The sequence below is a fragment of the Hyphobacterium sp. genome, from assembly GCF_965229905.1.
Lineage (GTDB): Bacteria > Pseudomonadota > Alphaproteobacteria > Caulobacterales > Maricaulaceae > Hyphobacterium.
On record NZ_OZ245930.1, the window covers coordinates 1,494,190 to 1,511,084 of the forward strand.

The 16,895-nt window shown below is 60.7% G+C and carries 19 protein-coding genes; 9 read left to right on the forward strand and 10 right to left on the reverse strand.

The features are described from left to right. Positions 1–25: 25 nt before the first annotated feature. The 6 genes from ACO08C_RS07550 to hemE form a co-directional block, all read right to left on the reverse strand. Positions 26–598: a DUF1700 domain-containing protein gene (locus tag ACO08C_RS07550; RefSeq protein WP_421784546.1), complete on the reverse strand. Its 573-nt coding sequence runs from the start codon at positions 596–598 to the stop codon at positions 26–28. Next, entirely contained in the window at positions 598–948 is a 351-nt protein-coding gene (locus ACO08C_RS07555; protein ID WP_421784548.1) for a PadR family transcriptional regulator, read from the reverse strand. Before ACO08C_RS07555 ends, ACO08C_RS07550 begins: the two co-directional genes overlap by 1 nt. Positions 949–1,035: 87 nt before the next feature. Further along, complete coding sequence (gene rho, locus ACO08C_RS07560; protein WP_421788667.1) at positions 1,036–2,292, reverse strand: transcription termination factor Rho; 1,257 nt, start codon at positions 2,290–2,292, stop codon at positions 1,036–1,038. A 328-nt stretch (positions 2,293–2,620) separates the two neighbouring features. Further along, complete coding sequence (locus tag ACO08C_RS07565) at positions 2,621–3,085, reverse strand: CopD family protein (protein WP_421784550.1); 465 nt, start codon at positions 3,083–3,085, stop codon at positions 2,621–2,623. Then, complete coding sequence (gene hemH / locus ACO08C_RS07570) at positions 3,078–4,118, reverse strand: ferrochelatase (RefSeq protein WP_421784551.1); 1,041 nt, start codon at positions 4,116–4,118, stop codon at positions 3,078–3,080. Before hemH ends, ACO08C_RS07565 begins: the two co-directional genes overlap by 8 nt. 5 nt (positions 4,119–4,123) lie before the next feature. Then, on the reverse strand, positions 4,124–5,143 hold the full coding sequence (hemE, locus tag ACO08C_RS07575) for a uroporphyrinogen decarboxylase (RefSeq protein WP_421784553.1): 1,020 nt from the start codon (positions 5,141–5,143) through the stop codon (positions 4,124–4,126). A gap of 455 nt (positions 5,144–5,598) precedes the next feature. Here hemE and ACO08C_RS07580 point away from each other — a divergent pair, with 455 nt between their 5' ends. Genes ACO08C_RS07580 through dnaQ form a run of 5 tightly spaced genes read left to right on the forward strand, consistent with a single transcriptional unit; the run spans position 5,599 to position 9,155 of the window. Beyond that, on the forward strand, positions 5,599–6,435 hold the full coding sequence (locus ACO08C_RS07580; protein ID WP_421784555.1) for a pyruvate, water dikinase regulatory protein: 837 nt from the start codon (positions 5,599–5,601) through the stop codon (positions 6,433–6,435). Further along, on the forward strand, positions 6,432–7,019 hold the full coding sequence (locus tag ACO08C_RS07585; protein ID WP_421784557.1) for a Maf family protein: 588 nt from the start codon (positions 6,432–6,434) through the stop codon (positions 7,017–7,019). The genes ACO08C_RS07580 and ACO08C_RS07585 overlap by 4 nt, the downstream gene beginning before the upstream one ends. Further along, the gene (locus ACO08C_RS07590) at positions 7,016–7,858 is read left to right on the forward strand and encodes a shikimate dehydrogenase family protein (protein ID WP_421784559.1); all 843 of its coding nucleotides are present in this window, start codon (positions 7,016–7,018) and stop codon (positions 7,856–7,858) included. Before ACO08C_RS07585 ends, ACO08C_RS07590 begins: the two co-directional genes overlap by 4 nt. Beyond that, positions 7,851–8,459: a dephospho-CoA kinase gene (coaE, locus tag ACO08C_RS07595; RefSeq protein ID WP_421784561.1), complete on the forward strand. Its 609-nt coding sequence runs from the start codon at positions 7,851–7,853 to the stop codon at positions 8,457–8,459. The genes ACO08C_RS07590 and coaE overlap by 8 nt, the downstream gene beginning before the upstream one ends. Positions 8,460–8,462: 3 nt before the next feature. Beyond that, complete coding sequence (gene dnaQ / locus ACO08C_RS07600) at positions 8,463–9,155, forward strand: DNA polymerase III subunit epsilon (protein ID WP_421784563.1); 693 nt, start codon at positions 8,463–8,465, stop codon at positions 9,153–9,155. A 12-nt stretch (positions 9,156–9,167) separates the two neighbouring features. On the opposite strand, the gene secB is transcribed toward dnaQ, so the two are convergent. Beyond that, the gene (gene secB / locus ACO08C_RS07605) at positions 9,168–9,683 is read right to left on the reverse strand and encodes a protein-export chaperone SecB (protein WP_421784564.1); all 516 of its coding nucleotides are present in this window, start codon (positions 9,681–9,683) and stop codon (positions 9,168–9,170) included. 172 nt (positions 9,684–9,855) lie between these two features. On the opposite strand from secB, the gene ACO08C_RS07610 reads away from it, so the two are divergent. The 3 genes from ACO08C_RS07610 to ACO08C_RS07620 all read left to right on the forward strand — a co-directional run bounded on the left by ACO08C_RS07610 (position 9,856) and on the right by ACO08C_RS07620 (position 12,168). Further along, a complete protein-coding gene (locus ACO08C_RS07610; protein ID WP_421784566.1) occupies positions 9,856–10,458 on the forward strand; it encodes a Tim44/TimA family putative adaptor protein in 603 nt (200 codons plus the stop codon). Further along, positions 10,418–11,632: a murein transglycosylase A gene (locus tag ACO08C_RS07615; protein ID WP_421784567.1), complete on the forward strand. Its 1,215-nt coding sequence runs from the start codon at positions 10,418–10,420 to the stop codon at positions 11,630–11,632. The genes ACO08C_RS07610 and ACO08C_RS07615 overlap by 41 nt, the downstream gene beginning before the upstream one ends. A 113-nt stretch (positions 11,633–11,745) precedes the next feature. Then, complete coding sequence (locus ACO08C_RS07620) at positions 11,746–12,168, forward strand: Smr/MutS family protein (protein ID WP_421784569.1); 423 nt, start codon at positions 11,746–11,748, stop codon at positions 12,166–12,168. Here ACO08C_RS07620 and hslU read toward each other — a convergent pair. After that, the gene (gene hslU / locus ACO08C_RS07625) at positions 12,165–13,469 is read right to left on the reverse strand and encodes an ATP-dependent protease ATPase subunit HslU (protein ID WP_421784571.1); all 1,305 of its coding nucleotides are present in this window, start codon (positions 13,467–13,469) and stop codon (positions 12,165–12,167) included. The genes ACO08C_RS07620 and hslU overlap by 4 nt on opposite strands. An 87-nt stretch (positions 13,470–13,556) precedes the next feature. Between hslU and ACO08C_RS07630 the strand changes: the two genes are divergently transcribed. Then, positions 13,557–13,988: a VOC family protein gene (locus ACO08C_RS07630; protein ID WP_421784573.1), complete on the forward strand. Its 432-nt coding sequence runs from the start codon at positions 13,557–13,559 to the stop codon at positions 13,986–13,988. On the opposite strand, the gene hslV is transcribed toward ACO08C_RS07630, so the two are convergent. Next, entirely contained in the window at positions 13,985–14,539 is a 555-nt protein-coding gene (gene hslV / locus ACO08C_RS07635; RefSeq protein WP_421784575.1) for an ATP-dependent protease subunit HslV, read from the reverse strand. The two genes, ACO08C_RS07630 and hslV, sit on opposite strands and share 4 nt — an antisense overlap. Before the next feature lie 63 nt (positions 14,540–14,602). Further along, positions 14,603–16,702: a putative bifunctional diguanylate cyclase/phosphodiesterase gene (locus ACO08C_RS07640; RefSeq protein ID WP_421784576.1), complete on the reverse strand. Its 2,100-nt coding sequence runs from the start codon at positions 16,700–16,702 to the stop codon at positions 14,603–14,605. Positions 16,703–16,895: the final 193 nt, after the last annotated feature.

A 16,895-nucleotide genomic window follows, 5' to 3' on the forward strand; every position in this document is an offset into this window, starting at 1 on the left:
TTTCCTTTTTTAATCCAGGCCGGGTCTACCGGCGCTTCAACAATCCCGACACGACGAGGCGGGAAAACAAAAGGGTGAGAACGGTCGTGATCCCGCCGGCGAGCGCCATTGCGGGTGCCATGAGAACGCCAAGATATTCACTGGTTCCGGGCGGTGGACCATCGCCTGCCATCACCCCAAGGGCAAACGGCCTTACGTCCGGTCCGATCCAGAGCCCGGTCTGGGCCGGGAGGATGAGTTCAACGACGACCAGCAGGAAGAAAGTAGCCGCGAAAAGATAGCCAATGGACACAATGATGAAGCCCGCGAAGGCGACCAAGCTGCGTCCCGCCCGCGCCAGCAGACCGATCAGCAATCCGCCGGGCATTCCGCTGAGCAGGGCCCGCCGCAATTGCGCATCTTCGAGAAACCCTCTCGCATACCGTTCGGGCGATCCGAAACCGGCCAGTGCCTCTGACAGGCTGTCACTGCCCTCGCGTTCGCAATCCTCGAGATGGGACCGCGTCTCATCCATGATTTCCCGCCGCTCCTCGGCACTCAGTGACGCCAGACAGGCTTCCAAACGCTTCAGGAATCCGGATGTCGTGGGATGGGCCATTATTGTCCTCCATCGACCATGTTGGAGAGATCCCGCTGAAAGCCGTGCCATTCGGACGTCATCAATCCGAGCAGCCGTTCACCGTCAGCGGACAGTTTGTAATATTTGCGGCGCGATCCGCCGTCTTCGGCCTCGACCCAGCGGCTTTCGATCTTGCCGGCTTTTTCGAGACGTTTGAGCAGGGGATAAATGCTGCCTTCGCTGACCTCGAAACTCGAGCCGCGCGACAGGGCGTTGAGGATTTCAAGCCCGTAGGCTTCGCGGCGGCCAAGATAGGCCAGTACGGCCAGTTCGGCCGCGCCCTTGCGGAGCTGGGATTTCCAGGCGGTGAGCAGGTCTTTGTCTTGCATAACACGTATACATGTAATGCAAGTAACCTTGCTATGCAAGTATTAAGTCCACAAAAGAGGGCGCGGTGAGCGCCCTCCATTGCAAAATCAGGTGTTCATGGAGTCGAAGAAATCGGAATTCGTCTTCGTTTCCTTGAGCTTGGACAGAAGGAAGTCGATCGCATCCTGGGCGCCCATCGGGTTGAGGATTCGGCGCAAGACATAGGTTTTCTGGAGATCGACCTTGTCGACCAGCAGCTCTTCCTTGCGGGTACCTGATTTGAGAATGTCGATCGCCGGGAAGACGCGCTTGTCGGCGACTTTCCGGTCGAGCACGATTTCCGAGTTACCGGTGCCCTTGAACTCCTCGAAGATCACCTCGTCCATACGCGAACCGGTATCGATCAGGGCCGTCGCGATAATGGACAGCGATCCGCCATTCTCGATATTCCGCGCGGCGCCGAAGAAACGCTTGGGCCGCTGAAGCGCATTGGCATCGACACCGCCGGTCAGCACCTTGCCCGAGGACGGAACCACGGTGTTGTAGGCGCGGCCGAGACGGGTAATCGAGTCCAGAAGAATGACCACGTCGCGGCCATGTTCGACAAGGCGCTTGGCTTTTTCGATCACCATGTCGGCGACCTGGACGTGGCGCGTGGCGGGCTCGTCGAAAGTCGAGGAGATGACCTCGCCCTTCACCGTGCGCTGCATGTCGGTCACTTCTTCCGGGCGTTCGTCGATCAGCAGGACGATGAGGTAGCAATTCGGGTGATTGGTCTCGATCGCGTGAGCAATATTTTGCAAAATCATCGTCTTACCGGTACGCGGCGGGGCGACGATCAGCGCCCGCTGACCCTTGCCAATCGGTGAAACGATGTCGATGACGCGGCCGGTCTTGTCCTTCTTGGTCGGATCCGGCAGTTCGAGATTGAAGCGCTCATCAGGATAGAGCGGCGTCAGATTGTCGAAATGCACCTTGTGGCGCGCCGATTCCGGATCGGTGAAATTGATCGCGGAAATCTTGAGCAGAGCAAAATAGCGCTCGCCATTGCGCGGGGATCGGATCTCGCCTTCCACTGTATCGCCGGTGCGCAGGCCGAATTTCTTGATCTGGTTGGGCGAGACATAGATGTCGTCCGGCCCGGCCAGGTAATTCGCTTCCGGAGAACGCAGGAAACCGAACCCGTCCTGCAGGATCTCCAGCGTGCCGCCGCCATAGATCTCGACGCCGCGCTGGGCGACTTCCTTGAGAATGGCGAACATCATGCCTTGTTTGCGCATGGTCGCGGCGTTCTCGATGTCGAGCGCCTCAGCGACCTGCAGCAATTCCGTCGGCTTTTTCTCCTTCAGCTCCTGGAGCGACATGCGGGCAATGCCTGCCAGCTCAGGCGGAAGGGTTTTGGGTTCATCATCGGCGTCGACATCGCCATTGTTCTCGTTTTCGGAGTCAAGATCGTCGTCGTCGTTATCGATCTCGTTTTCATTGTCGGACATGGAATTCTCTAAAGGGCTGGACTTGAAGCGGAAGCCGGGCGCGCCGGTCTGACGGACTCCGCCCGTCAGCGGGCAGAACAAAACGGGTTTGTCAGGGTCGTCGGGTTCGCCAATCTGGCGCACACCGCAGGATAGGCATTCCGCGGAAGCGGAACTTGGTTGACGAGTGACACACGCCTTGCGGCGCGTCAAGGCACATTCAGGTCAAGGCGACAGTCGCAACAAGCACAATGATGATTGCTACAAGAGCCGGAATTTCATTGTAAATCCGGTATTTGCGCTGAGACCATGTATTGTTGCCGGCCTCGAACGCCTTTTTCCTGACGGCGAAGATATGGTGAAGACCGGTCATGACCGCAATACCGGCGAATTTCACCAGCCAATCCCATTGATGGAAAATCGCCCATCCTCCAGCGCGCTCGGTATTCGACCAGACGAGCAAAATGCCGAAAATCCAGGCCGCGATCATGGCAGGGTTCATGATGAATTTCAGAAGGCGATGTTCCTGCAGTTTCAATACGGTATCGAGTTCGCCGCCCGGCTCCGCCTCACAATGATAGACGAACAGCCGGGGCAGATAGAGCAAACCCGCCATCCACGCGATCACCGCAAGGATGTGCAGACCCCGCAGCCAATCGTAAGCACCAAGAATGAAATCAGCCATGGGCCTTATTTGCCGGGTTGGGACATTGGGAAAAGCCTGACGGACAGATACGTTTTCCGCAAGGCGGTTTCAGGCCGACAGGACCTGTCAGCGCGTCCAAAGTCAATGCGACCAGGCTGTCGATAAAGGCTGTGTCGACCCCCAGCGCCGGTACCCGAAGATAGGTCCCGATGCCCTTTTCATGGGCGAGTTCGGCATATTCGTCATCAAGCTCTACAAGGGTTTCGATGTGTTCCGACACGAATGCGATCGGCGTCAGGAGAATGCCCTTTTCGCCCGCTGCGGCGCGGTCGATGGCATCTTCGGTTGACGGCCCGATCCATTTCAGCGGCCCCACGCGGGACTGGTAGCAGATCTGCCAGTCCGGGAGTTCGGGCAGGCGTTTCATCACCGCGGCACAAGTCTGCTCGATCTGCCACTGATAGGGATCGCCCTTCTTCACCGTGCGCTCCGGCAATCCGTGCGCGGACAGCAGAACGCGGATGTCCTTCGGCGCTCCGGCGGCCTGCCAGCGCTTTCGCAGCAGATCTGCATGTGCCGCAATAAAGCCTTCGGCCATCGGATAACAGCAGATGGTTCGCGCCTCGCCGCCCCCAGCCTTCATCCAGCCGGTCAATGACGAGCCTGTGGTTGAGGTCGAGAATTGCGGATAGAGCGGCAAGAGCACAATCTCGTCCGGCGACCAGGCTTCGACTTCGCGGACAGTGTCTTCGAGGAATGGGTGCCAATAGCGCATCGCCGTGAAGATGCGGAACTCATGATCGGGCGATCGGTCAGCAAGCCGCTCGTGTAACGCCTGGGCCTGTTTCCGGGTTTCCGCGAGCAGCGGCGACCCGCCGCCCATCTTGGCATAATTCGCCTGCGCTTCCGGTGTGCGTGTGGTCGAGATCAACCAGGCCAGGAATTCGCGGATCGGTCCAGGCGCGGAAATGATCGCCGGATCCCTGAAAAGGTTGCGCAGGAAGGGTTTTACGTCATCGGGCCCATCCGGTCCGCCCAGATTGAACAGCACCACTGCGATTTTCTGCGCCATCGGCTTTAGCCTCGTATCCGCTCCACCAGCTGCTGCACATGTTCGATCGGTACGTCCGGCGTGATGCCGTGACCGAGATTGAAGATATGTGGCCGGCTTTCGAACGCGGAAATGATCCGGTCTGTTTCCGCGTCAAGCGCCTGGCCTCCGGCGCCGAGTACTGCCGGATCGAGCTGGCCTTGCAGGGGCATTCCTTCCGGGAGATTGTTTACCGCCCAATCTGCGTCGAGACCATGATCGAGGGCTAAGGCCGTTACACCGGTCTGCTCGGCATAGCGGCGATAGCTGATACCGGCGCCTTTCGGAAATCCGATAACGGGCTGGTCGATTCCGGCGGCGCGCAGGCCGTCAATGATCCGCTTGGTCGGCCGGATCACGACATCGTTGAACATTTGCGGTGGCATGCCTTCTGCCCAGCTATCGAACAGTTTCAGGACTTCGGCGCCCGCCCGTGCCTGCATGACGAGATACCGCACGGTGGAATCGGCGATCAAATCGAGCAATCGGGCCATGGCTTCTGGATGCTGCCAGTACATCCGCCGGGCATTCCAGCGGTCCTTCGAACCACCCCCCTCAATCATGTAGGTCGCGACCGTCCAGGGTGAGCCGGCAAAGCCGATCAGCGTGGTCGTACCGGGCAGCCGGCCGGAGACGATCGAGACGGTCTCGCCCACCGGTCCGAGTATGTCTTCAACAGATCCGATCTCGAGTGTCCTGATGTCATCTGCTGTCAACGTATCCAGCCTTGGTCCTTCGCCCGGCTCGAACCAGACTTTCCGGCCCAGTGTCATTGGGATGAGAAGAATATCTGCAAACAGGATTGCAGCGTCGAAGCCAAACCGGTCGATGGGCTGCAAGGTGACGGCTGCTGCTTTTTCCGGCGACAGGCAGAAGTCGATGAAGTTCTTGGCGGTCGCCCGGACCTGGCGGTATTCCGGCAGGTAGCGCCCAGCCTGACGCATTAGCCATACCGGAGGACGTTTCGGTCTGACTCCGTTCAGGACGTCGAGAATAATCTTGGTCATGACCGGAGGGTTAGGGGCGAAGGTCCCGGAAGGCAATCCAGATTAACCACATGTCCTCCTGATCCCTTATTATAATTAAGAAATATTGGGGGAGTCGTTGGCGTGTTCGCATCCGGGGAGAACGCCATTCTGCACGGAATTCACGTTTTCCGAACCTGTTTGTAAAAATTCGAACATCATTCTGTTTGTAATCGGCATAAATCAAAATACGGTATAACTTTCAATATTTTGGTATGAAATTATCGCCGGATAAGCTGTTGATAGGTGACGTAATGTGTTAACCGGTGCCGATCCGCTCGGATTTGTCCACGAATGTGTCAGGATGTGAATTGCCGTTGGACAAGTTATGGCTCTTTCCCCGATGATTAACGCTTGGCCTCGACCGGTCTGGCGAGGTGTTAACGGGGCCCGAATTTGTTAACAGTCTGTTAACCCCGAACTGGTGTGCAATCACTATGACTTCCCAAGCATCTGGCCAGCGCCGGTTCCATGTCCATCTTGTCTCGGATTCGACCGGTGAAACACTGGGCGAGGTGATGCGCGCATCAGTGGCGCAGTTCGAAAGCGTCGAAGTGATTGAACATCTCTACGCCCTCGTGCGATCGCCGCGGCAGATGGATCGTGCGCTTGCCGAGATCGAGCGTTCGCCCGGCGTGGTCATGTACACGATCGTGTCGGCGGCCATGCGGCAGAGGCTGGAAGATCATTGCCAGAAAATCGGCACGCCCGCGATCGCGATCCTGGATCCGATCATTGCGACCCTATCTGGCTTCCTCGCGTTGCCGCCGTCGAGCCGCGCGGGCGCACAGCATGACCTCGATGCGCAATATTATCAGCGGATCGAGGCGCTCAATTACGCCATCATGCATGATGACGGGCAGGGCGGTAATCTCGAGGGCGCCGACGTTGTGCTTCTCGGCGTCAGCCGGACGTCCAAAACGCCGACCTGTATTTACTTGGCGCATCGCGGAATCAAGGCCGCGAACATTCCGTTGGTGCGCGGCGGCGAAACACCGCCGGCCGTTACGGCCCTGAAAAACCCGCTGGTTGTCGGCTTGACGGCGTCGCCCGAGCGGATCGTGCAGATCCGGCGGAACCGCCTTTTGTCGCTGAACGAAGCGCGCGATACGGATTATATCGACGATGCGTCGGTGAAGGACGAAATCATTGCGGCGAAACGCATGTTTGCGCGCCATGGCTGGCCGACGATCGACGTGACGCGGCGGTCGGTCGAGGAGACCGCGGCGAAAATCCTCAACCTGGTCAATGACAGAAAAGGCAAGTCGACGTGACACCGCTCATACTGGCCTCTGGGAGCGCCATCCGGCGGCAGATTCTCGAGAGCGCCGGTATTCCGTTCTCCGTCCAGACATCGGGTGTCGACGAGGACTTCATCAAGGCCGGCTGGCAAGGCGGCGATCCCTCAGAACTCGCTGTCCGGCTGGCGGAAGCCAAGGCGCGGGCGCCGCAGGTTGCGTCCGATGCGCTGGTGCTGGGTGCCGATCAGGTTTTGAGTTGCGAAGGCGAACTGTTCGACAAGGCGCGCTCGGTCGAAGAGGCGCGCCAGCGATTACAACACCTTCGAGGCAAGACGCACACACTCCATTCCGGTCTCGCGGCGGTCAGGAGCGGTGACGTCGTCTGGCGATATCGCACGGAAAGCCATCTCACGGTCCGGACCTTCTCCGACGCATTTCTTGCAGACTATCTGGATAAGGCCGGTGATGTGTTGACCGCCAGTGTCGGAGCTTACGCCTATGAAGGTCTTGGTGCGCAGTTGTTTGATCAGGTGGAAGGCGATTATTACGCCATTCTCGGCCTGCCGCTGCTGCCGGTCCTGGATCTCCTGCGCCGCGAAGGCGTGATCGCGTTATGATCAGTGCGCAAACCCGGATTGCCGGCGTGATCGGACATCCGATCGGGCATTCGCTGTCGCCGGTCCTGATGAATCACTGGATTGAAGCCACCGGGCTCGACGCAGCCTATATCGCCCTGCCCGCGCAGGCCGATCTCGATGCCGCCGCGATCCGTGACCTGGCGAAGACCGGTTTCGCGGGCCTCAACGTCACCCTGCCGTTCAAACCGCTTGCCCTGAAGGCTGCCGACAGCGCGTCCAATGTGGCGCGCTCGGTGGGCGCAGCCAATCTCTTATTGTTTCGCGAGGGCTCGATCATCGCCGACAACACGGATGTTGCCGGGGCTCGCGACGCACTGGCGGCGGCCGGTTCCGGATTTGAAGGCCGGACCGTCCTAGTCCTGGGCGCGGGAGGTGCCGCTCAAGCGATCTGCGCGGCCGCGCAAGCCGATGGCGCGGTGCGCATCCTTTTGGCCAACCGGACGCCTGAACGGGCCACGAAGCTGGCCGCCCGTTACGAGGGGGCCGAGTTCATCGCGTGGGATCGCCGTTCGGAAGCGCTAGAGATCGCAGATATCGTCGTCAATGCGACGCAATTGGGGCTGGATGGACGGTCCTGTCCCCTTGAGAGCTGGGATGGCGCGCGAGCGGATACGGTCGCCTTCGACACGGTGTATTCGCCCGCTTCGCGTCCGTTCCTCGATGATGCGCGAAAGGCTGGCCTAACCTGTATTGACGGTCTCGCCATGCTGATCGGACAAGCCCGGCCATCCTTCCGGCAGCTCTTTGACTGCGAGGTACCAGAGCGTGTTGACGCCGAAACCCTCCTGAGAAAAGCGTTGGCGGATAAAAATGTATAAGCTCGGCCTGACCGGATCGATCGGAATGGGCAAGTCGACCACCGCCCGCATGTTCGCCGGGGCCGGCGTGCCGGTCTTCGATTCCGATGCAGTCGTACACAGGCTCTATGCGCAAGGCGGGGCGGCTGTCGCGCCTGTCGAAGCGGCGTTTCCGGGCGTGACAGAAGCGGGCGCGATATCGCGCCAGAAACTGTCGGCCGCGCTGTCGCGCGATCCGTCAGGATTCGATCGTCTCAACCGCATCGTTCATCCGCTGGTGGCTGAAGAACGCGCGCGCTTTCTCGCCCAAGCGAAAGCCGGCCGCCATGAACTGGTTGTCTTCGATATTCCACTTCTTTTCGAGACCGGCAGTGAAGCCTTAGTCGATGGCGTTCTGGTGGTGACGGCGCCGACCGACGTGCAGCGCGAGCGCGTTCTTTCACGTTCCGGCATGACCGAAGAAAAATTCGCGAAAATACTGGCGCGGCAGACACCGGACGCCGAAAAGCGGGCGCGCGCCGATTTTCTGATCGATACGTCAGAGGGCTTGGAGGCCGCGCAGAAAGCTGTGGAGTCCCTGATCGCGGAATTGAGCGCACGCTCAAATCAGGACAGGACTTAGTCCATGCGCGAGATTGTCTTCGATACGGAAACCACAGGACTCGACCCGCAGACCGGCGACCGGATCACCGAGCTCGGCTGCGTCGAGGTCGAGGATTTCATTCCGACGGGCCGGACCTGGCACGCCTACGTCAATCCGCAGCGCGGCATTCCCGAAAAAGTTACGGAGATTACCGGGCTGACCGAGGAATTCCTGGCGGACAAGCCCCTGTTCAAGGACGTCGCCGACGGTTTCCTCGACTTTGTCGGCGATGCCCGTGTGGTGGCCCACAATGCGCCTTTCGACCGTGGCTTCATCAATATGGAGCTGGAGCGGATCGGCAAGCCGGTGATCGCGAACGAGCGCTGGGTCGATACCGTGGTGATGGCGCGCAAGAAGTTTCCGGGTGCGCATGCCTCGCTCGACGCGCTGTGCAAGCGCTTCGGAATTTCACTTGAAAGCCGCGACAAGCACGGCGCGATTATCGATGCGTTGTTGCTGGCCGATGTCTATCTCGAGCTCAATGGCGGGCGCGAACGCGCGCTCGACCTGGCCGGCGACAGTGGTGAATCCGGAGGCGTCGTCACTTTCCCGAAGCGGCCGGCGCGCCCGGTGCCGCTAAAATGCCGCCTGTCGAAAGACGAACAGGCGGCTCATGAAGCTTTTGTCGAATCGCTCGGCGAGCGGCCGGTCTGGAAGTCGACCGGTCTGCTTTAGGCGCTGAACCGGTTACTGAACCGGCGTTTCGCCATCCTTCGCTGCGGCGCCGGCCTGCTGTTGACGCACTAATTGCTGGCGGTAGAGGCCAGCAAAATCGATCGGCTCCAGCATCAGCGGCGGGAAGCCGCCATCGCGGGTCGCATCCGCGAAAACGCGTCGCGCATAGGGGAAGAGGAGCCGCGGGCACTCGACCAGCAGCATGGGCTGACGCGCGGCATCGTCGAAGTTCAACAGTTCGAACAGGCCACCATAGGCGAGTTCGCAGATGAATGTCGTATCGTCTTCGCGCTTGGCTTGGGCCGACATCATGATGGTGACTTCGTAGGTGTTGTCCTCAACGCCGCGGGCCTGAACATCTATATTGATATCGATGCTGGGCTGCGCCTGGTTGGCCCGCAACGTGGCGGGAGCACCCGGATTCTCGAAGGACAGGTCCTTCACATACTGCACCAGCATCCGCATTTGCGGCATGTTTTCAGGAATATTGTTCTGCGGATTACCGCCTGTTTCCGGCGTATCAGCCATACTTGTATCTCCAGCCCGTAGTCCGGCGGTCAGCGCGTGACGGCCGTTTGACGAAGCCGCGCGGGTAACATGTGCGCGCGGAGGGGGCAAGACGCAGGCTGCGGGCTGACTCAGACCGAAACCCACCCTATGTTACGCTATCGCAGATCAAGCAGGAGTCCTCGGACGCGCCATGGAGTTGATCACTCTCCTCATTGCCGCCGGAGCAGCGGCGTTTTTCGGTTATCGCCTCTTCACAGTGCTGGGCCGGAAAACCGGCCATACGCCTGATCTGCGCCCGGTGACCCCGGCCAGTGACAAGAAGGCCGATCCGGCCGAGCTGTCGCCGGCAATGACTGAAGGTCAGCAACCGAAAGGCTGGGTCGTCGACATGGATCCGGCGCTCTTCCTGGAAGGCGCACGCAAGGCTTATTCGATGATCGTGGAAGGCTTCGCCAAAGGCGACCGCGATGCGCTGAAGCCACTGCTCACACCGAAAGTCTTCGACCGGTATGAGAAAGCGATTTCCGACCGCGAACACAAGCAGCAGGTTTCGACCACGGAGATCGAGCGGATCTCCGAAGCCGAATTGCTGGAAAGCCATTGCGACGGTGACACGATCCGCGTCAAAATCCGGTTCAAGGCCGATATATCAACCGAAACGAAAGACAGCGCCGGCAAGACCGTGTCAGGTGATCTGACCCGCCTGACGACGGTCGAAGAAATCTGGACGTTCGAAAAGGATGCCGAGAGCCGTGATCCGAACTGGAAGCTTGCCGGCGTTCGCACGGCTTAGCGTTTTATCGCTGTGCCTTGTTCTTATCGCATGCAGCCGGGAGCCGGCCGCGCCCCCGCCTGAACCCGAAATCGAGACCGATACGCCGGCCCGACCGGTCTTCGAGGTATTGCGCTGGGACGATATTGCGGCTTGGCCGCAGCTGGATCTTGGCCCCGCGGCGCAAGCTTTCGCGCGATCATGCCGCGCGATCGAAGATCAGGCCGCCGATTCTCCACTCTCCGAACTTGGCCCGGCCTATGGAAGCCGAGGCGAATGGCAAGCCGTGTGCGCCGAGCGCAGCGCCTTGGCGCCGCGCGCATTCTTCGAATCCCGGTTCATACCCGTTCGTGTGCGTTTCGGTGGCCAGGCCACCGGCCTGCTGACAGGTTATTACGAACCCGAAGTCGCGGTCCGGCGCGCACCGGGAGGGGAGTTCACCCATCCGGTCCGGGCGCGACCGGGCGACCTTCTAAGTGCCGATCTCGGGGCTTTTGCCGACGACCTGGCCGGACGGCGCCTTGTCGGGCGGGTGGAGGGAAATCGCTTCATTCCCTATCGCGAACGCGATGAGATCGAACGCAGCGATAGTGGCGATGTACTCGCCTGGGGCCGGCCGGTCGACATCTTCTTCCTGCAAATTCAAGGCTCCGGCAGGTTGGTGTTTGAGGATGGCGAAACCGTGCGGGCAGCGTTCGCCGCCCATAATGGCCAGCCTTACGTCTCGATCGGCCGCGAGCTGGTCGCGCTCGGCGAGCTGGAATTGCATGAGGCGTCGAAAGCTGGAATCGAAGCCTGGCTCGCGGAAAACGGGCCCGGCGCGACCGCCGAACTGTTCTCAGTCAATCCGCGCTATGTTTTCTTCGGACTTGAGCCTTTGCCGGATCCCAACCTCGGTCCCCGCGGTGCGGCGGGTTTGCCGCTGACGCCGATGGGGTCTGTAGCCGTCGATCCGGGCTTTCTGCCATACGGCGTTCCGGTCGTGCTCTCGGCCGATCTTCCCGGAGAGGACGGGTGGACGGGTGTCGTGGTGACCCAGGATACAGGCGGTGCCATCACCGGGCCGCTGCGCGGCGATCTGTTTTATGGCTGGGGTGAAATGGCGGAGCGCCGTGCCGGATCGACGCGATCTGAAGCCGGCTGGATTGTGCTTGTGCCGCGAAGCGTGGCCGAGCGTCTGACCCGCGCGTCATGAAAAAGCGGGTTCTCCGCCCGGAAGAGCGTCAAATCTGGCGGCACGTGACCAGGACGGTCACACCACTCGATCCAAAGGGCGTGCCCGAACCCGACCGACCAACGGATCAAGCCGTGCCGGATGTGACCGGGTTGGGGCGCGCCCGGCCGGTTTCCAAGCCGAAACCGGAGTCGCCGCGATCACCGGCACCGCCTCAGGACCGGTCGGCAGAACGGCGGTTAAGACGTGGCCGGGTCGAGGTCGATGCGCGCATCGATCTGCATGGCATGACGCAGGACGCGGCCCGCACGGCGCTCGGTCATTTCCTGCATGGCGCGCGCTCGCGCGGCTTTCGCTGCGTGTTGGTGATCACCGGCAAGGGGAAAGCCCTCTCGCGGCTGCGCTCCGAAGGTGAATCCGCGACCGGGGTGTTGAAGCGGCTTTTGCCGGACTGGCTCGCCGAAGCGGAATTGCGTCATCTGGTGACCGGATTCGCACCGGCCCACCGTCGCCATGGCGGCGACGGGGCGTTCTATGTCACGATCCGGGCGCTCTAGAGGATGAATTTTGACAGATCGGTGTCCTGCGCGAGATCACCGACAGCGTCACGCACATAATTTCCGTCGATATGGATCGATTCACCCGCGCGATCCGACGCCGTGAACGAGATTTCCTCGACCAGTTTCTCCATGATGGTCTGCAATCGCCGCGCTCCGATATTCTCGACACTCTCATTGACGCGCGCGGCCAGGCCGGCGATTTCCTCGACGGCGTCGTCGGAGAAATCGAGGGTCACATCTTCAGTGCCGATCAGGGCTGTGTATTGCTTGATCAGGCTGGCCTCGGGCTCGGTCAGGATACGCTTGAAGTCGTCCTTGGTGAGGGCCCGCAGCTCGACCCGGATCGGCAAACGCCCCTGTAATTCCGGCAGCATGTCAGAGGGCTTGGCAATGTGGAAGGCGCCCGAGGCGATGAACAGGATGTGGTCGGTTTTCACGGGGCCGTGCTTGGTCGAGACGGTCGTGCCCTCGATCAATGGCAAGAGATCGCGCTGCACGCCTTCGCGGGAGACATCCGCTCCGCGGGCATCCGAGCGCGCGGTAATCTTGTCGATCTCATCCAAGAAAACGATACCGTCATTCTCCGCCAATTGTATGGCCTCGGCGGTGATCGCCGCGTCGTCTATCAACTTGTCGGCTTCCTCGGCAATCAGCGGATCATACGCTTCGCGTACCGTTGTGCGCACCCGCTTTGTCCGTCCGCCAAAACCCTTACCGAGGATATCGGAGAGATTGAGCACGCCAGCCCCACCGGGCATGCCGGGTATATCAAGCTGCTGGAAGGGCGATCCTGAATCCGCCAGCTCGACCTCAATCTCCTTGTCGTCGAGCTCTCCGTCGCGCAGACGTTTGCGGAAACTTTCCTTCGTGGACTCACTGGCGCCCGGCCCCACCAGCGCCTTCAGCACGCGGTCTTCGGCGGCTTTGTGGGCGCGCGCCTTTACCGATTCCCGCTTTTCTTCGCGAACCATGCCGATAGCGACTTCGACGAGGTCACGGGCGATCTGGTCGACATCGCGGCCAACATAGCCAACTTCGGTGAACTTGGTGGCCTCGATCTTGATGAAGGGCGCCTTGGCGAGCTTGGCCAGGCGCCGCGAGATCTCGGTCTTGCCGACACCGGTCGGGCCAATCATCAGGATGTTCTTGGGCGTCACCTCTTCGCGCAGACCTGGCTCGAGACGGCGGCGGCGCCAGCGATTGCGCAGGGCGATGGCGACGGCGCGCTTGGCGTCCTTCTGCCCAATGATGTGGCGATCAAGCTCGGACACTATTTCGCGGGGCGAGAAATCGGTCATGTTCAGAAAGGGCTTTCCGGTCTAGGTGTTGAGGCGAGATGTAGTCCCGCGAGACGGGTTCCACAAAGGCTGAAGCTGAGAAAACTCATGACAGATGCGCAAAGGCCCCGCTTTCACCTCGCCTTCCCGGTTCACGATCTGCAAGCGGCGCGCACTTTTTATGGCGATTTGCTGGGCTGTCCGGAAGGACGGGAAGATCCCGGCCACTGGATCGATTTCGACCTGTTCGGCCACCAGGTCGTGGCGCATTACGCGCCGGAGGAATGCGGCGGTGCCATTGCCAACGATGTCGACGGCAAGAAAGTGCCCGTCCGCCATTTCGGCCTGTTGATGAAATGGGCGGATTGGGAGGCGCTGGCGGACCGGCTTCAGGATGCGGGGGCAGATTTCCTGATCGAACCGTATGTGCGCTTTGCCGGCAAACCCGGTGAGCAGGGCACTTTCTTCATCATCGATCCCAGCGGAAATGCACTGGAGTTCAAAACTTTCCGCGATGAAGGCCAGATTTTCGCGCGTTAGGTCTCCATCACCTCGATGGTCAGCTGGTCATTGGTGTAGACGCAGATGCGCGCGGCAATCGCCATCGCTTTGCGGGCGAGCGTTTCGGCATCATCCTCGTATTCCATCAGGGCGCGCGCCGCAGACAGCGCGTAATTGCCGCCCGAGCCGACCGCGACAACCCCGTCTTCCGGATCGAGCACATCGCCGGCGCCGGTGATCAGAAACGTCGCGTCAGCATCGCCGACGATGAGCATGGCATCGAGGCGGCGAAGGTAGCGATCGGTCCGCCAATCCTTGGCAAGCTCGACACAGGCGCGGGCCAGCTGGCCGGAATGCTTTTCCAGTTTCGACTCGAGGCGTTCGAACAGGGCGAACGCATCGGCTGTGGCGCCGGCGAATCCGGCGACCACCTTGCCGCCGGCAAGGCGCCGGACTTTCTTGGCGTTGCCCTTCATGACCGTCGGTCCGACCGAGACCTGACCATCCCCCGCGAGGACGAACTTGCCGTTCTTGCGAACACCGAGAATGGTGGTGCCGCGCCAGCCGGGATTCGGTTTGTCTGTGGTCATACCTGCCTCCGCAATGGGACAGCAGAGTTGGGCTTCGCGGAAGCGAACGTCAAGCCGTGCCGGTCAGGCGGAGGCGGCCTGGATGTCGTCGGCGAGGCTCGCGCGGGCGTAGGATTCGAAGTCCTCCGCTGGCACTGGCTTCGAGAACAGATAACCCTGGGCCAGTGTCGCGCCTTCCTCGCGCAGCGCGGTCAGCTGCTCGGTGGTTTCGACACCCTCAGCCACCGTTTTCAGCTTGAGCGCTTTGGCCAGGGCCAGGATCGTCTCGACCACGGCATGCGAGTGCGGATCTTGCGCCATCGACCGGACGAAGCTCTGGTCGATCTTGAACACGTCGAACGGCATGCGCGTCAGATAGGACAAAGAGGAGTGACCGGTGCCGAAATCATCGATGGCGAATTTGACGCCACGATTCCGGAGCGGCTGGACCTGATCGATCACGCGTTGCGGATCGCGCATCGCAATCGATTCGGTCAGCTCGATCTCGAGCAGCTCAGGCGGCAGTCCGGTTTGCTCCAGGACTTCCATCACATTGTCGGCAAAGCCCGGACGTTCAAACTGAATTGCGGAGACGTTCACCGCGATCGGCAGGACCAAGCCCTCACTGGCCCAGGACGCGGCCTGTTCGCATGCGGCTCGCAGAACCCAGTCGCCGATCTCGCCGATCAGACCCGATTCTTCCGCCGCTTCGATGAAGTGGCCGGGTGTGAGCAAGCCCGATGTCGGATGGTTCCAGCGCACGAGCGCTTCCGAGCCGGCAATGACGCCATCTTTCATGCGCACTTTCGGCTGATAGAAGACGGCTAGCTGATCGTTCTTGACCGCATCGCGCAGCTCGTTCTCTAGCACCAGGCGCTCGAATGCGGACTGATTCATAGATTGCTCGAAGAAATGCACGGCATTGCCGCCGGACTGCTTGGCGTGGGCCATGGCCAGATCGGCATGGCGCAGCAGGCTTTCCGGCTCTGCACCGTCCTGCGGGAAGGTCGCGACGCCAACGCTGATGCCGAGGAAGACCTGGTGACCGGAGACGTCAAAGGGGCGGCTGACGGCATTGATTATCTGTTGGGCGAACCGGGCGATATCGGATGAATTCTCGACGTGCGGCACCAACAGCGTGAATTCGTCTCCCCCCAGGCGCGCCACCATGGACGGCTCGCTCTGGCCGCCTTTGGACAGGTCGAAGCCGCGTGCCGTCTCGCGCAGCCGGCGGGCGACCATTTCCAGAAGGCGGTCACCTTCGCCGATGCCGAGAGAATCGTTCACCCGCTTGAACCGGTCGAGGTCCAGGAACATGACGGCGCCCGTGGTGTTTTCCTCGACAGCCTTGCGCGTCACCCGCTCGACCTCCTTGCGGAACCGCTCGCGGTTCGGGAGCTCGGTGATCATGTCGACATAGGCGAGGCGGTGGATCCGTTTCAGGTTGGAGTCGATCCGGGAGAGCATGCGATTGAACGCATTGGCGAGCACTTCCAGCTCGTCGCCGGTTTTCACATTCAAGCGGATATCCAGCGATTTGGACGACGCCGTCCGCGCCGCATCGGTCAGCTGGCCGATGGGGCGCAGCGAGAAGTAAACAAGCGCCCCTGCGACTGGCAGCAGGATCAACATGGCAAGGGTGGCGGTCAGCATGTGCCGCTGCAAAGCCCGGCGTCCGGCGGCCCGCAATTCGTCCATCGGCGACTGGGTGTAGACCACGCCCGTCAGCCGGCCCGCAGAACTGTAGATCGGCGCGGCGACATGTACGGCGCCATCGCGGGTTTCAGTGCGCGTTTCGCCAGAGCCGAGGGCCATGACGACGAGCGGATCGGCGGCCAGAGCGGATTCGATCGCATTACCGGCATTGCTGTGTACCAGGATCCGGCGCCGGGCATCCGCAATGAAGGCTTCGGTGACATCGTCTCGTTCGGCGAAACGGGCGATCCGGGCTTGCAGGCGGTCACGATCGTCAGAAACAATGTCTTCGGATGCGTTGAGCGACAACATTTGCGCCTTCATGCCGGCGCGCTCGATCAGTACGGCCGTATGTTCCTGGCGGTCGCTCATATTCTCGATCACCATCAAGAGCGCTGCGGTCGCGATCATCAAGAAAGCCGTCATGACCGTGAATTTCATGGTCAACGACCGCATAAAGCGCGATATCAGGCTGTGAAGCGGTGCCATTGAACGCCCTTAATTCCTGAACCAAGGGCCGTTCGATGCCGCGGCAAGTCCCATGTTCCGATGGATCTGTCCGCCAAACATTTTTCCAACCACCCTGATTTTTCTTCTCATTCAGGATGAAAATGGCAGAAAGGGCTTGAAACGTGGTTAAGGCGCGAATCAGTTTTCGTTAATGGGTATGGATCGCATTTTC

Coding starts and splice junctions, on each gene's coding strand:
- ACO08C_RS07630 (WP_421784573.1), top strand. CDS start 13,557: ATGACAGATGCGCAAAGGCCCCGCTTTCACCTCGCCTTCCCGGTTCAC.
- coaE (WP_421784561.1), top strand. CDS start 7,851: ATGTATAAGCTCGGCCTGACCGGATCGATCGGAATGGGCAAGTCGACC.
- ACO08C_RS07590 (WP_421784559.1), top strand. CDS start 7,016: ATGATCAGTGCGCAAACCCGGATTGCCGGCGTGATCGGACATCCGATC.
- ACO08C_RS07550 (WP_421784546.1), bottom strand. CDS start 598: ATGGCCCATCCCACGACATCCGGATTCCTGAAGCGTTTGGAAGCCTGT.
- dnaQ (WP_421784563.1), top strand. CDS start 8,463: ATGCGCGAGATTGTCTTCGATACGGAAACCACAGGACTCGACCCGCAG.
- hemE (WP_421784553.1), bottom strand. CDS start 5,143: ATGACCAAGATTATTCTCGACGTCCTGAACGGAGTCAGACCGAAACGT.
- ACO08C_RS07565 (WP_421784550.1), bottom strand. CDS start 3,085: ATGGCTGATTTCATTCTTGGTGCTTACGATTGGCTGCGGGGTCTGCAC.
- ACO08C_RS07610 (WP_421784566.1), top strand. CDS start 9,856: ATGGAGTTGATCACTCTCCTCATTGCCGCCGGAGCAGCGGCGTTTTTC.
- hslV (WP_421784575.1), bottom strand. CDS start 14,539: ATGACCACAGACAAACCGAATCCCGGCTGGCGCGGCACCACCATTCTC.
- ACO08C_RS07555 (WP_421784548.1), bottom strand. CDS start 948: ATGCAAGACAAAGACCTGCTCACCGCCTGGAAATCCCAGCTCCGCAAG.
- ACO08C_RS07640 (WP_421784576.1), bottom strand. CDS start 16,702: ATGGCACCGCTTCACAGCCTGATATCGCGCTTTATGCGGTCGTTGACC.
- ACO08C_RS07580 (WP_421784555.1), top strand. CDS start 5,599: ATGACTTCCCAAGCATCTGGCCAGCGCCGGTTCCATGTCCATCTTGTC.
- hemH (WP_421784551.1), bottom strand. CDS start 4,118: ATGGCGCAGAAAATCGCAGTGGTGCTGTTCAATCTGGGCGGACCGGAT.
- hslU (WP_421784571.1), bottom strand. CDS start 13,469: ATGACCGATTTCTCGCCCCGCGAAATAGTGTCCGAGCTTGATCGCCAC.
- rho (WP_421788667.1), bottom strand. CDS start 2,292: ATGTCGCTCCAGGAGCTGAAGGAGAAAAAGCCGACGGAATTGCTGCAG.
- secB (WP_421784564.1), bottom strand. CDS start 9,683: ATGGCTGATACGCCGGAAACAGGCGGTAATCCGCAGAACAATATTCCT.